Genomic DNA, 16798 nt, shown 5'->3' on the forward strand with positions numbered 1-16798 from the left:
TTTTCATTGCATCCAAGGAGAGTTGAACATGGCGATACCTTTGTCGTTACCCCCGGTTCCCGAGCCGGTTCGCGGTGAACGCCTCAAAGGCAAGGTGGTGCTGGTGACCGGCGCTGCACAGGGGATTGGCGAAGCCATCGTGGCGTGTTTTCAGGCGCAGCAGGCCAGGCTGATCATCAGTGATGTGCAGGGCGAAAAGGTCGAGCAGGTGGCGGCGAAGTGGCGCGAGCAAGGGGCCGAGGTCCACGCGCTCAAGGTCGATGTCACGCAGCAGGATCAATGGCGCAGCATGGTGGATCTGGCCATCGAGCATTTTGGCCGGGTCGATGTGCTGATCAACTGCGCCGGGGTCAATGTGTTCCGCGACCCGCTGGAGATGAGCGACGAGGACTGGAAGCGCTGTTTCGCCATCGATCTGGATGGTGCCTGGTATGGCTGCCGCAGTGTCTTGCCGAAAATGCTGGAGCAGGGCGCGGGCAACATCATCAATATCGCCTCGACCCATTCGAGCAACATCATTCCCGGCTGTTTTCCCTATCCGGTCGCCAAGCATGGCCTGCTGGGTCTGACCCGGGCCCTGGGTATCGAATACGCGCCCAAGGGCATCCGGGTCAACGCCATCGCGCCGGGCTATATCGAAACCCAGCTCAACGTCGATTACTGGAACGGCTTCGATGACCCACAGGCCGAGCGGCAACGCGCCTTCGATCTGCATCCGCCCAAACGTATCGGCCAGCCCATCGAGGTGGCGATGACCGCACTGTTCCTGGCCACTGATGAGGCGCCGTTCATCAATGCCAGTTGCATCATGATCGATGGCGGTCGCTCGGTGCTTTATCACGAGTGACACTCGGTTACATTGCTGTTCCTGTCGATATGGTATGACTATTTAGCGGGTTTCCGGTGTACAGAGCCTGGAGCCTCACATTGTTGGACGCTGTAGCTATTCAATAAAAATAAGGAGTTAGCTATGTTGAGTCGTCACGGGATTCGTTCCCTATGCTGCGCCGCTGTTACCACTGCCATCCTGGGCATGAGTGGCATCCTCCATGCTGCCGAAGAAGTGAAAATCGGCTTTCTGGTCAAGCAACCCGAAGAACCCTGGTTCCAGACCGAATGGGCCTTTGCCGACAAGGCTGGCAAGGAGCACGGCTTCACGGTGCTCAAGATTGCCGTACCTGACGGCGAGAAAACCCTGGCAGCCATCGACAGCCTGGCAGCCAACGGCGCCAAGGGTTTTGTCATCTGCCCGCCCGATGTTTCCCTCGGCCCGGCCATCGTCGCCAAGGCCAAGGCGTTGGGATTGAAGGTCATGGCGGTGGATGATCGTTTCGTCGATGCCAAGGGCAACTTCATGGAAGACGTGCCGTACCTGGGCATGGCCGCTTTCGAGGTGGGTCAGAAACAAGGCGAGGCCATGGCGGCCGAGGCGAAAAACCGCAATTGGGACTGGAAAGAAACCTACGCCATCATCAATACCTACAACGAGCTGGATACCGGCAAGAAACGCACCGACGGCTCTGTGGATGCGCTGAAAAAAGCCGGCCTGCCGGAAAACCATATCCTCTTCACTGCCCAGAAGACCCTCGATGTGCCGGGCAGTATGGATGCGACCAACTCGGCGCTGCCGAAACTGCCGGGTAATGCCAAGAACCTGATCATTGGTGGCATGAACGACAACACCGTGCTCGGCGGTGTGCGTGCCACAGCCACCAACGGCTTCAAGCCAGCCAACGTGATCGGTATCGGCATCAATGGCACCGACGCAATCGATGAACTGAAAAAGAAGGAAAGCGGCTTCTTCGGTTCGATGCTGCCCAGCCCGGACAAGGAAGGCTATGACACCGCCTACCAGATGTTCAAATGGGTCACGACCGGCGAAGAACCTCCCAAGTACACCGCCATGGACGACGTGACACTCATTACTCGGGCCAACTTCCAGGAAGTACTGACCAAGATCGGTCTGTGGAAGTAATGCCAGTCAGTTAAGAGGGGCTGGACTCACAATCCGTGGGAGGGGCCTTGGCCGCGACAGCATATGTAAAGGCACTGAAAATATGTTGCCTGTAAGCAGGTCGTCGCGGCCAAGGCCCCTCCCACAAGTAACAGGTATGCCTCAACTGATCGGCATTTGTCTGTGTAAGTGAGTTCAAGGGGGCCTGATCTCAGGCCCCTTCGCGAGTGAGGAGGACAGTTCATGCAGCAGGCAATCGAACAACAGCAAGCGGCCGGTGGTGCCTTGCGCTTCAGCGGCATCGGCAAGGTCTTTCCCGGCGTCAAGGCGCTGTCGGACATCAGCTTCCAGGCCAATCCCGGCAGCGTACATGCCTTGATGGGCGAGAACGGGGCTGGCAAGTCCACATTGCTGAAAATACTGGGTGGCTCCTATACACCCAACAGCGGGACCTTGCAGATCGGTGAAAACACCCATCAGTTCAGGTCCACTGCGGACAGCATCGCGGCGGGTGTCGCAGTGATTCACCAGGAGCTGTATCTGGTGCCGGAAATGACCGTGGCAGAAAACCTGCTGCTGGGGCATATGCCCAATCGCTTCGGGATGATCAATCGTCGGCTCATGCTGCGTCAGGCCACGGAACTGCTCAAGGGGCTTGCCGACGAAATCGATCCGGGCATGCGTCTCGGGGATTTGTCGCTGGGGCTGCGGCAATTGGTGGAAATCGCCAAGGCCATGTCGCGCAATGCCCATGTGATTGCCTTCGATGAACCCACCAGCAGCCTGTCGGCGCGTGAGATCGACCGCTTGATGGCGATCATCGCCAAATTGCGCGACGAGGGCAGGGTGATTCTTTACGTGTCCCATCGCATGGAAGAAATCTTCCGCATCTGCGATGCCGTGACGGTGTTCAAGGACGGGCGTTTCGTACGCACCTTCGAGGACATGGCGGAGCTTGACCATGATCGTCTGGTGACCTGCATGGTCGGGCGCGATATCCAGGATATCTATGACTATCGGCCCCGTGAGCATCAAGGCCCGAGCCTGCGCGTCACCGGGCTGCTCGGGCCAGGGTTGCAGGAACCGGTCAGTTTCGCGGTCGAGAAGGGCGAAGTGCTGGGTTTCTTCGGGCTGGTCGGTGCCGGTCGTACCGAGCTGTTTCGCCTGTTGTCCGGCATGACCCGCAGCAAGGCTGGCACGCTGCAACTGGACGGCAAGCCGCTGACCTTGAAGTCTCCTCGGGACGCGATTGCCGCTGGCATATTGCTCTGCCCGGAGGACCGCAAGAAAGAAGGCATCGTGCCGCTGTCCAGTGTGGCCGAGAACATCAATATCGGCGCCCGGTCCCGGCATCTGAGCCTGGGTTGCCTGCTTCAAGGACGTTGGGAACGCGAGAACGCCGAAAAACAGATTCGGGCGATGAACGTCAAGACGCCTTCGCCGGATCAGCAGATAGTCTTTCTTTCCGGTGGTAATCAGCAGAAGGCGATTCTGGGTCGCTGGTTGTCGATGCCGATGAAAGTCCTGCTGCTGGACGAGCCCACCCGAGGCATTGATATCGGTGCCAAATCCGAGATTTACCAGATCATCCATAACCTGGCGGCGCAAGGCATCGCGGTGATTGTCGTGTCCAGCGACCTGATGGAAGTCATGGGCATCTCAGACCGCATTCTGGTCATGAGCGAAGGGGCGATTACCGGTGAACTCAACCGCGACGAGGCCGATGAGTCGCGACTTCTACAACTGGCATTACCCCGCTCACGCGGCTGAACCTTTGGTCTACGACCATGAACAATAAAAAAGAGGTGCGTATGTCTACCGAAACCAGCCTGCGGGCTCCCCGTCAGGGCGTGAATATGCGCCGCTTTCTCGATGAATGGGTCATGTTGCTGGCTGCACTGGGCATTTTCATGCTGTGTGCGGTGTTCATCGATAACTTCCTGTCGCCGCTGAACATGCGCGGGTTGGGTCTGGCAATTTCCACCGTGGGCATTGCCGCCTGCACCATGCTTTATTGCCTGGCTTCCGGGCACTTCGACCTGTCGGTCGGTTCGGTACTGGCTTGTGCCGGGGTTATTGCCGGGATCGTGATTCGCGATACCGACAGCGTATTCCTCGGCGTAAGCGCCGCCCTGGCGATGGGCCTGCTGGTGGGGCTGATCAACGGCATCGTCATCGCCAAGCTGCGCATCAATGCCCTGATCACGACCCTGGCGACCATGCAGATCGTTCGCGGGCTGGCGTATATCTTTTCCAACGGCAAGGCTGTGGGGGTTTCCAACGAGGACTTCTTCGTCTTCGGCAACGGCCAGTTCTATGGCGTGCCGGTACCGATCCTGATCACCATCGCCTGCTTTATCTTCTTTGGCTGGTTGCTCAACTACACCACCTATGGCCGCAACACCATGGCCATCGGCGGCAATCAGGAGGCGGCCTTGCTGGCGGGTGTGCATGTCGACCGGACCAAGATCATCATCTTTGCCGTACATGGCCTGATTGGTGCGCTTGCCGGCGTGGTGCTGGCTTCACGCATGACTTCCGGGCAACCCATGATCGGCCAGGGCTTCGAGCTGACAGTCATCTCGGCCTGTGTGTTGGGCGGCGTCTCGCTGAGCGGCGGTATCGGCATGATTCGCCATGTGATCGCGGGTGTGCTGATTCTGGCGATCATCGAGAATGCGATGAACCTCAAGAACATCGACACCTTCTACCAGTACGTCATTCGCGGCACCATTCTGTTGCTGGCGGTGATTATCGACAGGCTGAAGCGCCGCTGAATGTATAGCGAATTTATTCGCGAAACGAAATTCGGCAACATACCTGTGCCGGATATGCGGATTTTCGCGAATGAATTCGCTCCCACTTCATAAGTGAGTTCTAGAAACAGGTTGGCTCGCTGACATGAATTAAATAGAATGATTCTCATTTTAAGTCGCTGTCGTGGATGGCCTTCGAATGAGTGATGCAGCAGGGTCATCGCCTGGCCTGGACAACTTCTATCGTGATCACCGTAGCTGGCTGGAAAACTGGCTACGGTGCCGCTTGGGCAATGCGTGGGATGCCGCCGATCTCAGTCAGGATACGTTCTTGCGGATCATGGCCACCTGGCAGAGCGAACCCTTGGCTAACCTGCGTGAGCCGCGTGCCTATCTGGTGACCGTGGGCAAGCGGCTGCTGATCAATCATTACAAGCGGCGCAGCCTTGAACAGGCTTATATGGAGGCTTTGGCGACATTGCCCGAAGAGGCCGTTCCATCTCCCGAGCAGCGCTGGATCCTGTTGCAGACCCTGCAGGCACTGGATGAGTTACTCGACGACTTGCCGGTGGTGGTGCGTCGGGCGTTTCTCTGGTCGCAGCTTGAAGGTCTGGGTTATGCGCAGATCGCACTCAGGCTGAAGGTGTCCGAACGTACCGTGAAACGCTACATGGCACAGGCCTATGCACATTGCCTGATGGCCGAGCTATGAGTGACATGGCGCGTGATGAGCAGGCCCGGCAAGTGGCGCATGCTGCTGCCTACTGGCTGGCGTTGCTGGAGTCCGGGACTGCCAGTGCCCAGGAGCACGAACAATTGCAGCGCTGGCGCGAGCAATGCCCAAGCCATGAGCAGGTTTGGCAGCGGGCACAAGGCTTGCGTCAACGTTTCTCCGAACTGCCGCCCGAACTGGCCATGGCCAGCCTCGATCGGGCAGACCTCAAGCGAAGCGAGCCGACGCGCCGGGCGATTCTCAAGCGTGCGCTGGTTATTGCGGCGCTGATTCCCGGTGGCTGGATCGTCAGCAGTCAGTTGCCCGTCAGGGCCTGGCGCGCCGATCTGCGCACTGCAACCGGCGAGCGCAAGACCTTGCGCCTGCCCGATGGCAGTCAACTGCAACTCAATACCGCCAGTGCCGTGGATCTCGACTTCCTGGACGGCAGGCGCCAGTTATTGTTGATCGAAGGGGAGATTGCCTTGACCATGGTCGGCAATGCGCCAGCCGTGAGCATCAACACCCGCATGGGCCATATCATCGCCAACGGTGCCGAACTGTGTATTCGACAGGACGAGCACCGTTGCCGGGTTTCGGTGGCGAGCGGCAGTGTCGATCTGCTGTCCAGACAAGGCGCGACCTTACGTCTCAAGGGGGGCGAACGGGCAGCCCTGACTGCTCAAGGTGTTACTGCGGTCGAACGCTTCGACGCCCGCCAACCGGACTGGCGCCAGGGCGTGTTGACCGTAGAAAATCGCCCGCTGGGGAGTTTCCTGACCGAACTCAACCGCTATCGCCCCGGCATTCTGCGCTGGGAACCCGAGCTGGAGGCCTTGAGGGTGACCGGCTCGTTCCGGCTGGACGATACCGATCGCATTCTGGATTTGCTGGTTGCAAGCCTGCCTGTACAGGTGCATTCGCGGACACGATACTGGATCACCCTGGGACCTCGAAATATTTCTGCCTGACGTGTCCCTTTTTTTTTCGTCGCTTGTCATCTCTCTCAAGTGAACACAAAAGAGAGTGCTCCAATGCCCGTAGTTTTCTTGCGTCGCCTGCGTCTTGCCCGTTTTGGCATGGCTCCGTTGCTGCATATGAGTTGCCAGGCCAGCGTGGTGATCGGTCTTGGCGTCGCGCCGGTATTCATGGCTTCGGTCCAGGCCGAGGAGTCTGTGCGGCGCAGTTATCAGATTCCGGCTGGCAGCCTGAGTGCCGCCTTGACCCGCTTTGCTGCGCTGTCTGGCGTCAGCCTTTCCGTAGACCCGGCACTGGTGGCCGGTCGCAACAGCAAGGGGCTGGATGGCGAATACCCTGTCGATGAGGGCTTCACGCTTTTGCTGCAAGGCTCCGGACTGCAATTGCAACCGCTCGGCAATCAGTCCTATACGCTGGTGCCTGCACCTGTCGCAGAAAACGGCTCGATGGTCTTGCCCAATACTTCCATCGACGGTAGTCGGCTGGACGGGCAGGGTGACGTTTACGCCGGTGGCCAGGTAGCCCGCAGCGGTTCTCAGGGCATGCTGGGTGACCGTGACTTCATGGAGACGCCGTTCAATCAGACGTCCTATACCAGCACCGTGATCAAGAACCAGCAGGCTCGTACCCTTGGGGATGTGGTAGCCAGCGACCCGTCGGTGCGTACCACCAACCCGGCAGGCGGACGTTTCGAGCAGTTCTCCATCCGTGGTTTCAGCCTGTTCAACAGCGATGTGTCGTTTGGCGGGCTGTATGGCGTGCTGCCGACGTACTCCATCGACATGGAGATGGTCGAGCGGGTCGATATCCTCAAAGGGCCCGGCGCGTTATTGGGTGGCATCGTTCCGCGCGGCAGTGTAGGCGGCAATATCAATATCGAGCCCAAGCGTGCCGGCAGTGAGCCGTTGACCGAGTTCACCGGCAGTTTTGCCTCTGCGGGGCAATTCGGCGGGCATGTGGATATCGGGCGCCGGTTTGGCGATAACCAACGCTTCGGTGTGCGTTACAACGGGGTGCGGCAATCGGGCGATACCGAATGGGATCACCAGAAAGTCGAGCGTGAAGCTTCGGTCATCGGGCTGGACTGGCGTGAAGACCGTATGCGCATGTCGCTGGATCTCGGGGAGCAGGAGCGTTATGCCGATGCGCCCATCGAGCGGGTCGAAGTGGCAGCCGGTATTGCGATGCCCAAGGCCAAAGACATTCGTCGCAATATCGCCCAGCCCTGGACGTATTCTCACTCCAAGGATTCCTTCGGTGCGCTGCGTGGGGAGTTCGATCTCAGTGATTCGGTGATGGTCTACGCCGCAGCCGGTGCCCGTAAAGGCAACTACGACTTCCTGCGTCATACCGTTCCGGTCACCACCAGCAGTGGCAACTTTACCGTGACGCCGCGTACCTTTCGTCGTGACGAGGAAGTCAAGACGTTCACCGTCGGTGCGCGTAGCTGGTTCAACACCGGGCCGGTGGGGCATACGCTGAATATCAGCCTCAACCGTTTCGACTTCGAGTTCGATAACGCCGGCGAACGTTACCAGCCTCGTACCAGCAATCTCTATAACCCGGTGGTATTGCCGTATCCGGGTGCGCCAAACCGCTTCGATACCTCGACTCATACCGAGAACCTGTTCACCAGTATTGCGCTGGCCGATACCTTGAGCTTTCTTGACGACCGCGTGCTGTTGACTCTGGGCGCTCGCTTGCAGCGGGTTGAAGTGGACAGCTATTCCAATGGTGCGCTGGGGCAGCGCTACGACGAACGCGCCACTTCTCCCGCCATGGGGCTGGTGATCAAGGCCACCGACTCGATCTCGCTGTATGCCAACTATATGGAAGGCCTTAGCCAGGGCGAGACTGCGCCCACGACTGCCACTAACAGCGACGAAGTGTTTGCACCGTACAAGTCCAGGCAGACGGAAGTCGGCGTGAAGTATGACCATGGCACTTTTGGCACCAGCCTGAGTGTATTCCGCATAGAACAGCCGGCCTACATCACCGATGCCCAAGGCAACTTCAATCCTGATGGCGAACTGCGCAATCAGGGTGTCGAGTTGAATATGTTCGGTGAACCCTTGCCGGGTGTACGGCTGCTGGGTGGCGTCATGTTACTTGACAGTGAGCAGACCAAAACCGCACTGGGCACTTTCGATGGCAATCGCGGTACCGGCTCGCCGGAGGTCAACGCCAATATGGGTGTGGAGTGGGATATCAATCGCCTGCCTGGCCTGACGCTGACCGCCCGTGCCATTCATACGGGATCGCAATATCTGGATGCTGCCAATAACCAGAAAATCGATTCATGGGAGCGTTATGACGTCGGTGGCCGTTATGCTTTCAAACTGGGCGATAATCCGGTCACAGTGCGTGCTTCTGTAGAAAACGTGCTCGATAAAACCTACTGGGCATCGGCGGCAACTTCGTCAGACAGTGCGGCGGGCCTTACATTATCGACACCGAGAACTTATCTGGTGTCGGCGACTGTCGGCTTTTAAGACTGTTGCAGCGGCATTCCGTAGACGATCGAATGCCGCTTCGACCTTATGGGACAAGGTCGGGAGATCAATTCAGCTTTGAACTCACGTAGATCAAGCGTACTGCCGCAACTGTAATGGCTTCCGCTTCTTCCTTGATATTGTCGACTTGTGACCTGATCGAGGTATTTTCATGGTTTTCGAGTAATCGAGCCATGTGGTAGATGTTCTGCGTGACTTCATGCAGGTTTTTATGCAGACGCGATATGACGCGATTCAGGCGCTCGCTCGTGTCATGAGTCTCCAGAGTGGGGAGAGGGCGCTCAAGGCTGAAGCCCGTCACTACATAGGTAACATCGATGCCAGCGTCTGAAATACGGGCCAGATAGTCGGCTCTGGGTGAGCGTATGCCGTTCTCGTAATTGCTCTGGGCATTGGTTTCAACACCCCCAATAGCGCCCAGCGTGCTTTGTGACAGCTTGAGTCTTATTCGTTCTCGTTTGAGGCGGGGGCCAATTCCGGGCATTCAGTTGTCCTCTAGAAGCGCCTGCCTGAAGAAGGCTGTGGCAGAATTGTAAGGAGTGTGTAAGGGATTCCATGACCTTACAGACATATCCGGCACGACTGATCAATAAGCAAAAGTCGACATCATTCAGGTAAACAATTGCCGAGGTGAAGATAGCTGCACAGCGATGCTGTATTTAATCGCGAGTGTAATGGCCTATTGGGTGCTTTTGATACTGTTTTATACTTATTTGCACTTATATATATAAGTTTTTCGGTGGGTTTTCCGTCTTTCTTATGCAACCAATAAAGCCTGCACAATAGAAAAGGCCCCTGTTACGGGGCCTTTGAGTCGGTTTTCAGAGGCATCGTGAGGAAGGATTCTGTGCCCAGCCCTGTGCGGTGCCGGCAATTTCCTGTGCGAGTTTCGAGACGGCCTGCTGGTGAGCCAGGATCAGGTTTTCCATACCCAATCCAGCCTGTTCGCGGATCACGCTGCTGCAGGTCAGGTTGAGGCGCTTGTTGCCTGCCGTTGCACCTGTGTTGCGCAGGCTCAGACTCCAGACCACATCAATCAGTGCGTACTGGCCAGGGACCGACTCGAAGCGTCTGACATCGGTGCGTAATGAAAGCACTGGCTGCCCGCTGTCCTTTGGCAGTCCCGCCATGTCGCGGCTACCGAAGCGGCGTTCCAGCTGGGCGGTCAGCGCATCGTGAAACTCGTCGCCCAGTGGCGAACCCCAGCGTTCGGTATCCAGAATCGCCAGGCTGCCATCGCCCTGACGCACCACCAGCGGTGGCTGGTCAACCTGGACGGGCATCAGCACCGGCAGCATCTCGAACTGGAACGGCGCAGGCTGCGCACTGGGCACGGTGGCCGAGTTCATGGGGGCGATCAGCGTGTAGTAACGGGTCGGCGTCGATGAGCAGGCACTCAGGCCCAGCGCAGCAGCCAATACCATCAGTTTCAGGCGCAAGGTCATTGTTTTGGCTCCAGATCGATTGCACGGGATGAAGACGGCGCTTTGTATGAACCCGGCGCAGCATCACCGGTGCGGCCGCGAATCAGCGATTCAGGGTGACGGCTGAGGAAGTCGGTCAGTACACGCACCGAGCGGGCAGTGCGCTGCACTTCTTCCATGGCCTGGGTCAGTTGCTGGCGACCCGGAGAGTCTTCACCCAATGTTTCGTTGGCGCTGCTCAGGGTTTTTTCTGCCTGCTGCAACGTGCCGCGCATTTGCGGCAAGACGCTGCCGTTGACCTGCTTGAGGGTTTTCTGCAGCTCGATCAGGTTGCCATTGAGGTTGCTGGCCAGTTCATCGATCGGCACTTTGCTGAGCTTGTCGACGAAGGCTTGCAGTTGCTCCTGCAACTTGTCGAAGTTACCCGGTACGGTGGGAATCTCCAGGGGCCTGGCCTTGGGGTTGAATGTCACCTTGGGTGCCTTGGGGTCGAACTCCATCGCAATGTACAACTGGCCGGTCAGCAGGTTGCCGGTGCGAGCCTGGGCACGCAGTCCGTTATTGACGAAGGCATTGAGGATTCTTGCCGATTGCTCGTCTTCGTTGCCGCGACCACCCAGCTGCCGCAGCTTGGACTCGGCCGCTCCCAGGCGGTTGGGGTAGATGACGGCGCCGACAATGCTCGGGAATGTCCCGGTTGCAGGGTCGTAATCCAGATCCACCGAAACCACCTTGCCAATGTTCACACCCAGAAAGTCCACCGGGGAATTGACTGCAAGCCCGCGCAGCGACTGGTTGAAGCGCATGCGTATATAGCGCGGCTCACCGTCCGGCGGTGCCAGGGCAGTGGCCTGGTCATCGAATATCTTGAACTCGGCGTTTTCGTCGGCCGGCTTGGATTCCGGGCTCCAGTTCGGCTCGCGGAATGCGATGCCACCGGAAAGGATCGAGGTCAGTGACTGGGTATTGATTTTCAGGCCCGCAGTGCCGACGGTCACGTCCACGCCGCTGGCATTCCAGAATCGCGTGTCAGTGGTGATGTACTGGTCGTTCGGAGAGTTGATGAAAATCTGGACATCGACACCTTTGCCGTCCCTGGACAGCTCATAGGCCACTACCTGACCAACCTGAATGCGGCGGTAATAGACCGGTGAGCCGATATCCAGCGAGCCCAGATCGTCGGTGTGCAGGGTAAAGCGCTTGCCTTTCTCGCCGAAGGTCACCGGAGGCGGTGTCTCGAGGCCGGTAAAGTCGTTCTTGGTTTCCTGCGAGTTACCCGCGTCGGCACCAATGAATGCGCCCGACAGCAAGGTGTCGACCCCCGACACGCCATGGGCGCCGATGCGCGGCCGCACTACCCAGAACTGGCTGTCCACCCGGGTGAAAGGCGTTGCGGTGTTGTTGAGATCGACGGACGCCAGTACGTGTGTGCGGTCTTCGCTCAGGGTGATGGAAGTCACCATGCCGATCACCACGTTCTTGTACTTGACCTGGGTCTTGTTGGCCTCAAGGCCTTCAGCCGTCTGGAAGCTGATGGTGATGCGCGGGCCTATGTTCATCCAGTCGTGAAAGGCCATGGACAGGCCTATGAGCCCTGCCACGATCGGCACCAGCCAGATAAGCGAAACACGCATTCGACGACGTTTGACTTCAGGACGAAGTAACGGCGAAGGGGGGACGTTATTGTCAGACATCTTCAACCTCTGCATCCCAGATAAGCCGGGGATCGAAACTCATGGCGGCGAACATCGTCATCACCACTACCAGACCAAAAAACAGAATGCCGATCATCGGCTCGATGGTGCTCAGCTCACGGAACTGTACAAGAGAGGCGACCAGGGCGACGACCAGCACATCGAGCATCGACCAATAGCCGATCAGTTCAATGAACCGATAAAGCCGCGCACGCTCAAGCATGGCCCAGCGACTGCGCCGCTGGCAGGTGATCAAGAGCATGCCCAGGACCAGAAACTTCACACAAGGCACCACGACGCTGGCGATGAAAATAAGCAGGGCAATATCCCATGAGCCACTTTTGAAGAACTCCACCACGCCACTCATGATGGTGTTCTGGCTGCTGTTGCCCAGCAGAGTGGTGTACATCACAGGCAGCACATTGGCCGGGACGTAGAAAATCAGTCCGGCAATCAGGAACGCCCAGGTCCGGGCAATGCTGTTTGGTTTGCGTCGATGCACGGGCGAGTCGCAGCGCGGGCACTGATGGGCTTCTTGCGGGCAGGCATAGCCGCAGGTATGACACAGGCACAAATTCTGTTCATGGGCGAAGGGAATGCCGTTCATCCTGGCTGGACTCCCAGTTCATCCCACAGGCGGCGGATATCCTTGTTGGCGATCAGCAGGATCAGCACCATCAGCATCGCCATGGCCCACAGGCCAAGGCCGGGATGAACATCGAGCATCCCCGAGAGCTTGATGATGGCCACCAGAATGCCGAGCATGCACACTTCCAGCATGCTCCAGGGGCGCAAATGTTCCAGTGCGCGCATGCAGGCCTTGAAGCCAGGGGCAATGACCCCGTTATGAGCGTGCAGCAGCAGCCAGAACAGCAGGGCGATCTGCAACAGAGGTGCAAGGATGATCGACAGGCCTGCCACCAGTGCAATGATCGTGATGCGCCCCTGGGCAAGAGCTTCCACCGATTCCCATAAGGTCACTTCGTTGGTCAGGCCCTTCATGCTGATGCTGATCACCGGAAAGAAGTTGGCGAACATGAACAGCAGGGCGGCGGCAACGGTCAGGGCCAGCAATTGCTCGATGGTCAGGCGATGGCCGCGGCCCAGCAATGCCTTGCAACGCAGGCAATGTGCCGACTCGCCTGCCTTGAGGGGCTGGGCTTCATACAGCGAGTCACAGTGCTCGCAGATAATCAGGTCCGACAGAGGTTTCATGGAATGCACAGTGGTCATCGACGCCGTTGATGCAGGATTTGCCGGGTTGAAAAAAACGAGGACGGGAAGATACCTCGTTAATGGCATTACGGCATGTTTTTCTGTGTAAACAGCTGTTCTTTTATAAACAGCCAAGGTGAACCATTGACCTCATGTATCGGTTGTCGTTCCCATGTCATTGCGCCATTATTTTGTAACGCTGTTGTCATCTGGAAGACAGCGTGGAGAAACATTTCATTACATGATGGCAAGTTACGCCCGGCTTCATGCACAGCCAGCCCTGTAGCGGCGAACAGGGCGTCGATAGGTGCAAGGCCACCCTGCGTCACCTCGACACAGCGCCTCAAACCCGAAGGCAGTAATGCTAGACTCGCGCCACTTCAGACGAGGAGCAGACTTACGTGCGCAAGACGGTAATGATTATGGCAGCGCTGACGTTGGTGCTGGCCGGATGCGATGCAGGAAACTCTCGGCCATCGGCCCGCGACAAGGCCGAGCCGACAGCTCAGGCTCCACAGGTGTCGACTCCGCAGTGGTTCATTCAGATGAACTCCAAAGAGGCGGTCAGCGATATCAGTGCCTGGTTGCTCGAACGTAGCTATGCGCCGGTAGTGGTCACCATCGACGGCAAGCAGCAGTTGTTGATTGGTCCGTTCCAGAGCCCCGAGCAGGCAGAAGAACAGCGAGTCGGCCTGTTGGCCAAGGTTGCCAAGTCTCACCGGTTGGCTGCGCCGGTTGTCATCGAGCGTAATCAGTAATGCGTTGAGCCAGCGCGACCCGTATTGACGGGCCGCGCTGGTGTGAATCAGCGACGTCCCAGCAACAGCCCTACCACCAGACCGAATCCGGCAGAAATGGCCACGGTCTGCCATGGATGCCCGCCAATATAGGTTTCAGTCGCTTCGACCACAGGCTTTGTGCGATCACGCACGCTGGAAACCGATTCCAGTGCCTGTTTGAGCTTCAGGCTCAATTGGGCGCGCAGGGTTTCCGCTTCTTCGCCTACCAGTGCAGCGCTGTCCTTGAGCAGTTTGTCTGATTCTTCGATCAGAGCCTGCAATTCGCTGAATGCCTGATCCTTGATCTGATCGGCAGTACTTTGCGCAGCGTTTTTACGAGCCATGATGTTTTCCTTTCAGTTGATGGCAGTGTTCCTCAATGGAGTCCTGAGTGTTGCGGAAAGTTGCAATTGCACAAGTCATCATTCGCAAAGGGCCCGGTAGACCCCATAAAAGATTCACTGCCAGGTATGCCGCCTCGCGAATGAATTCGCTCCTGCACAGCCTTCACGCTGCAAAAACTGTAGGAGCGAATTCATTCGCGAAGGACCAGGGTGTAAGATGCAGCCGTTTTTAGTCGTAGGTAGTAGGTGAACGCTATGAGTTTCAATCTGGCCAACCGGTCTCTCCCCGAACGCGCTGCCATTGAGGATGAGAAGTCCCGCTTGTTCGAACTCTGGCAGAGCAACCTGGGCAAGGCCAAAGGTGAAGCGGCTCGCCTGATGGGTGAAAGATCCAAGCGCAAGGGAAAGTGGTCGGAATGGGTTCGTTCTGAACTGGATGCCATGAGCCCGCCGGAATACGCCAACATGGTCCGCAGTGAAGTGAATCGCCTCATGGCGGCAGCCAAGTAAATTCAGAACAGCTCGATGATTGCCTCGCGTACGGCATCGACAGCCGGATCGGGCAGGGTGCCGGTACGCCAGCCAAGCTCTATCGGATAGCGCGGCATCGTCAGCGGGCAAGGCAACAAGGCAAGGTCGGTCAGTTGCGCAATTGCCTGTGCTGCGTGAGTGGGAATGGTGGACAGTGCCTGTGTGCCCTTGAGCAGATAAGGCAATGCCGCAAAATGCGTGGTCGACGCACACACTCGGCGGTCAAGGCCCATGCTGGCCAGCCGTTCATCAACCATGCCGATCAGCCCGCCGGATGAAATCAGAATCTGTTCGCGCTCGATGAACTCCTCGACGCTCAGGGTCGTCTGGCCGGGCCTCAGGCTGGCCGGGTCCACCAGACACGAATAATCGCCTTCACCCAATACTCGCCGGGTCAGCAAGCGGTTGGCAAACCCGCCAGAGGCAATCGCCAGATCGATAGTGCGGTCCAGCAGGGCGGCTGCGACGATCTGGCTGTGGGTCTGACGGAAAATCAGGCGCAGCCCGGGCGCGCGAATCCGGATTGCAGCCATCAGGCGTTTGCCCAATGCCATTTCAAAGTCATCCGACAGGCCTGTCACCACGGAACGTCCTTCGTAGTGGCCGGGCACCGGCGCAACCATGGCAAGGCTCTGCCGGCATTTGTTCAGGGCGTCGGTGACCACCGGTTTGAGCTGATCTGCCCGCAAGGTCGGCGCCAGGCCTCGCCCGGTGCGGACGAACAACTGATCGCCATATAGCTCCCGCAGACGGCGCAAGGCCGCGCTGATGGCCGATTGCGTCACGCCCAGGCGCAGTGCTGCCCGACTGGCGCTGGACTCATCGTGCAGGGCTTCGAAGACCTTGAGCAGATTGAGATCGATGGTGCTGATATTCATGCTGTTCATATCATTAAGCATTGAGATGGGGTTTATCAATGTTGGGCGGCCAGCCGAGAATTGGCAACATCAATAGCCAGAGGAGTCTCGCCATGTTCAAGTCCATCGTTGCCGCACTACAGATAGGCGCATTGCCGGGTGGCAAGTCAGACACCCTGGAACTGATCCTTTCCTACGAGCAGGCCATCATCGAATCCGGCGCCCGTGTCGTGGTCATGCCCGAGGCGCTTCTGGGCGGTTATCCCAAGGGGGAAACCTTCGGCACTCAACTGGGTTACCGCCTGCCGCAAGGGCGTGAAGCATTTGCGCGCTATTTCGAGAACGCCATCGATGTGCCCGGCGATGAAACCCGGGCACTTGCGCAGATGTCGGCGCGTACGGGAGCGAGTCTGGTATTGGGTGTGATCGAGCGCTCCGGCAGCAGTCTGTATTGCACTGCACTGCTTTTCGAGCCCGAAGGCGGTCTGGTCGCCACGCATCGCAAGCTGATGCCGACCGGGACCGAGCGGCTTATCTGGAGCAAGGGTGATGGCTCGACCCTGCCAGTGGTACCGAGCCGTGCCGGTCGCCTGGGGACGGCTATTTGCTGGGAAAACCATATGCCGCTGCTGCGTACCGCCATGTATGCCAAGGGCGTGGATATCTGGTGTGCGCCTACCGTGGATGAGCGGGAGATATGGCAATGCTCGATGCGTCACATCGCCCATGAAGGCCGGATGTTCGTCATCAGTGCCTGCCAGGTGCAGCCATCGCCACAAGCGCTGGGGATCGATGTTGCCAACTGGCCAGCCGATCGCCCGCTGATCAATGGCGGTAGCGTGATTGTCGGGCCGATGGGGGATGTGCTGGCGGGGCCGCTGGTGGGTGAAACCGGGCTGCTGGTGGCTGAAATCGATGTCGATGAACTGGTCAAGGCCCGTTATGACTTCGATGTGGTGGGGCACTATGCGCGGCCTGATGTTTTTGAGCTGGTCGTGGATGAGCGCCCGAAGCCCGGCGTGCGTTTTATCACAGGCTGAG

General features: G+C 58.1%; 17 protein-coding genes. 10 read left to right on the top strand and 7 right to left on the bottom strand.

What is annotated here, in order from left to right:
- Positions 1 to 28: 28 nt before the first annotated feature.
- From JL015_RS00430 to JL015_RS00460, 7 genes are all read left to right on the top strand, one after another.
- On the top strand, positions 29 to 847 hold the full coding sequence (locus JL015_RS00430) for an SDR family oxidoreductase (protein ID WP_201000379.1): 819 nt from the start codon (positions 29 to 31) through the stop codon (positions 845 to 847).
- Positions 848 to 970: 123 nt separating this feature from the next.
- A complete protein-coding gene (locus JL015_RS00435; RefSeq protein WP_201016961.1) occupies positions 971 to 1975 on the top strand; it encodes a substrate-binding domain-containing protein in 1005 nt (334 codons plus the stop codon).
- A 222-nt stretch (positions 1976 to 2197) separates the two neighbouring features.
- Positions 2198 to 3724: an L-arabinose ABC transporter ATP-binding protein AraG gene (gene araG / locus JL015_RS00440; protein ID WP_201016962.1), complete on the top strand. Its 1527-nt coding sequence runs from the start codon at positions 2198 to 2200 to the stop codon at positions 3722 to 3724.
- A gap of 41 nt (positions 3725 to 3765) precedes the next feature.
- The gene (gene araH / locus JL015_RS00445; RefSeq protein WP_025260057.1) at positions 3766 to 4731 is read left to right on the top strand and encodes an L-arabinose ABC transporter permease AraH; all 966 of its coding nucleotides are present in this window, start codon (positions 3766 to 3768) and stop codon (positions 4729 to 4731) included.
- A gap of 178 nt (positions 4732 to 4909) precedes the next feature.
- Positions 4910 to 5422 carry a sigma-70 family RNA polymerase sigma factor gene (locus JL015_RS00450; protein WP_201016964.1) on the top strand — a complete coding sequence of 171 codons (513 nt, stop codon included), beginning with the start codon at positions 4910 to 4912 and terminating at the stop codon, positions 5420 to 5422.
- Positions 5419 to 6393, top strand: coding sequence for a FecR domain-containing protein (locus JL015_RS00455; RefSeq protein WP_201016965.1), 975 nt, complete (start codon positions 5419 to 5421; stop codon positions 6391 to 6393). The genes JL015_RS00450 and JL015_RS00455 overlap by 4 nt, the downstream gene beginning before the upstream one ends.
- A gap of 63 nt (positions 6394 to 6456) precedes the next feature.
- Positions 6457 to 8892: a TonB-dependent receptor gene (locus JL015_RS00460; RefSeq protein ID WP_201016966.1), complete on the top strand. Its 2436-nt coding sequence runs from the start codon at positions 6457 to 6459 to the stop codon at positions 8890 to 8892.
- A gap of 67 nt (positions 8893 to 8959) precedes the next feature.
- Here JL015_RS00460 and JL015_RS00465 read toward each other — a convergent pair whose 3' ends face one another.
- The 5 genes from JL015_RS00465 to JL015_RS00485 form a co-directional block, all read right to left on the bottom strand.
- Positions 8960 to 9397 (bottom strand): helix-turn-helix domain-containing protein, encoded by a 438-nt coding sequence (locus tag JL015_RS00465; RefSeq protein ID WP_201016967.1) that lies wholly within the window; start codon positions 9395 to 9397, stop codon positions 8960 to 8962.
- 337 nt (positions 9398 to 9734) lie between these two features.
- Positions 9735 to 10358 (bottom strand): PqiC family protein, encoded by a 624-nt coding sequence (locus JL015_RS00470; protein WP_201016968.1) that lies wholly within the window; start codon positions 10356 to 10358, stop codon positions 9735 to 9737.
- Positions 10355 to 12031, bottom strand: coding sequence for a PqiB family protein (locus JL015_RS00475; RefSeq protein WP_201000398.1), 1677 nt, complete (start codon positions 12029 to 12031; stop codon positions 10355 to 10357). The genes JL015_RS00470 and JL015_RS00475 overlap by 4 nt, the downstream gene beginning before the upstream one ends.
- Positions 12024 to 12638, bottom strand: a complete 615-nt coding sequence (locus tag JL015_RS00480; protein ID WP_201016969.1) for a paraquat-inducible protein A — start codon at positions 12636 to 12638, stop codon at positions 12024 to 12026. Before JL015_RS00480 ends, JL015_RS00475 begins: the two co-directional genes overlap by 8 nt.
- Complete coding sequence (locus JL015_RS00485; RefSeq protein ID WP_374063352.1) at positions 12635 to 13246, bottom strand: paraquat-inducible protein A; 612 nt, start codon at positions 13244 to 13246, stop codon at positions 12635 to 12637. The genes JL015_RS00480 and JL015_RS00485 overlap by 4 nt, the downstream gene beginning before the upstream one ends.
- 401 nt (positions 13247 to 13647) lie before the next feature.
- Between JL015_RS00485 and JL015_RS00490 the strand changes: the two genes are divergently transcribed.
- Positions 13648 to 14004: an SPOR domain-containing protein gene (locus JL015_RS00490; RefSeq protein ID WP_201016971.1), complete on the top strand. Its 357-nt coding sequence runs from the start codon at positions 13648 to 13650 to the stop codon at positions 14002 to 14004.
- A gap of 47 nt (positions 14005 to 14051) precedes the next feature.
- Here the strand turns inward: JL015_RS00490 and JL015_RS00495 are convergent, their stop codons facing one another.
- Positions 14052 to 14369, bottom strand: coding sequence for a DUF883 family protein (locus JL015_RS00495; protein WP_201000402.1), 318 nt, complete (start codon positions 14367 to 14369; stop codon positions 14052 to 14054).
- 255 nt (positions 14370 to 14624) lie between these two features.
- Here JL015_RS00495 and JL015_RS00500 point away from each other — a divergent pair, with 255 nt between their 5' ends.
- Positions 14625 to 14879 (top strand): hypothetical protein, encoded by a 255-nt coding sequence (locus JL015_RS00500; RefSeq protein WP_201000403.1) that lies wholly within the window; start codon positions 14625 to 14627, stop codon positions 14877 to 14879.
- Between the two features lie 2 nt (positions 14880 to 14881).
- Here JL015_RS00500 and JL015_RS00505 read toward each other — a convergent pair whose 3' ends face one another.
- Positions 14882 to 15787, bottom strand: coding sequence for a LysR family transcriptional regulator (locus tag JL015_RS00505; protein WP_201000404.1), 906 nt, complete (start codon positions 15785 to 15787; stop codon positions 14882 to 14884).
- An 83-nt stretch (positions 15788 to 15870) separates the two neighbouring features.
- On the opposite strand from JL015_RS00505, the gene JL015_RS00510 reads away from it, so the two are divergent.
- A complete protein-coding gene (locus JL015_RS00510; RefSeq protein WP_201016972.1) occupies positions 15871 to 16797 on the top strand; it encodes a carbon-nitrogen hydrolase family protein in 927 nt (308 codons plus the stop codon).
- Position 16798 lies beyond the last annotated feature (1 nt).

Origin of the sequence: Pseudomonas cichorii, assembly GCF_015471405.1 — a bacterium.
Lineage (GTDB): Bacteria > Pseudomonadota > Gammaproteobacteria > Pseudomonadales > Pseudomonadaceae > Aquipseudomonas > Aquipseudomonas serbiensis.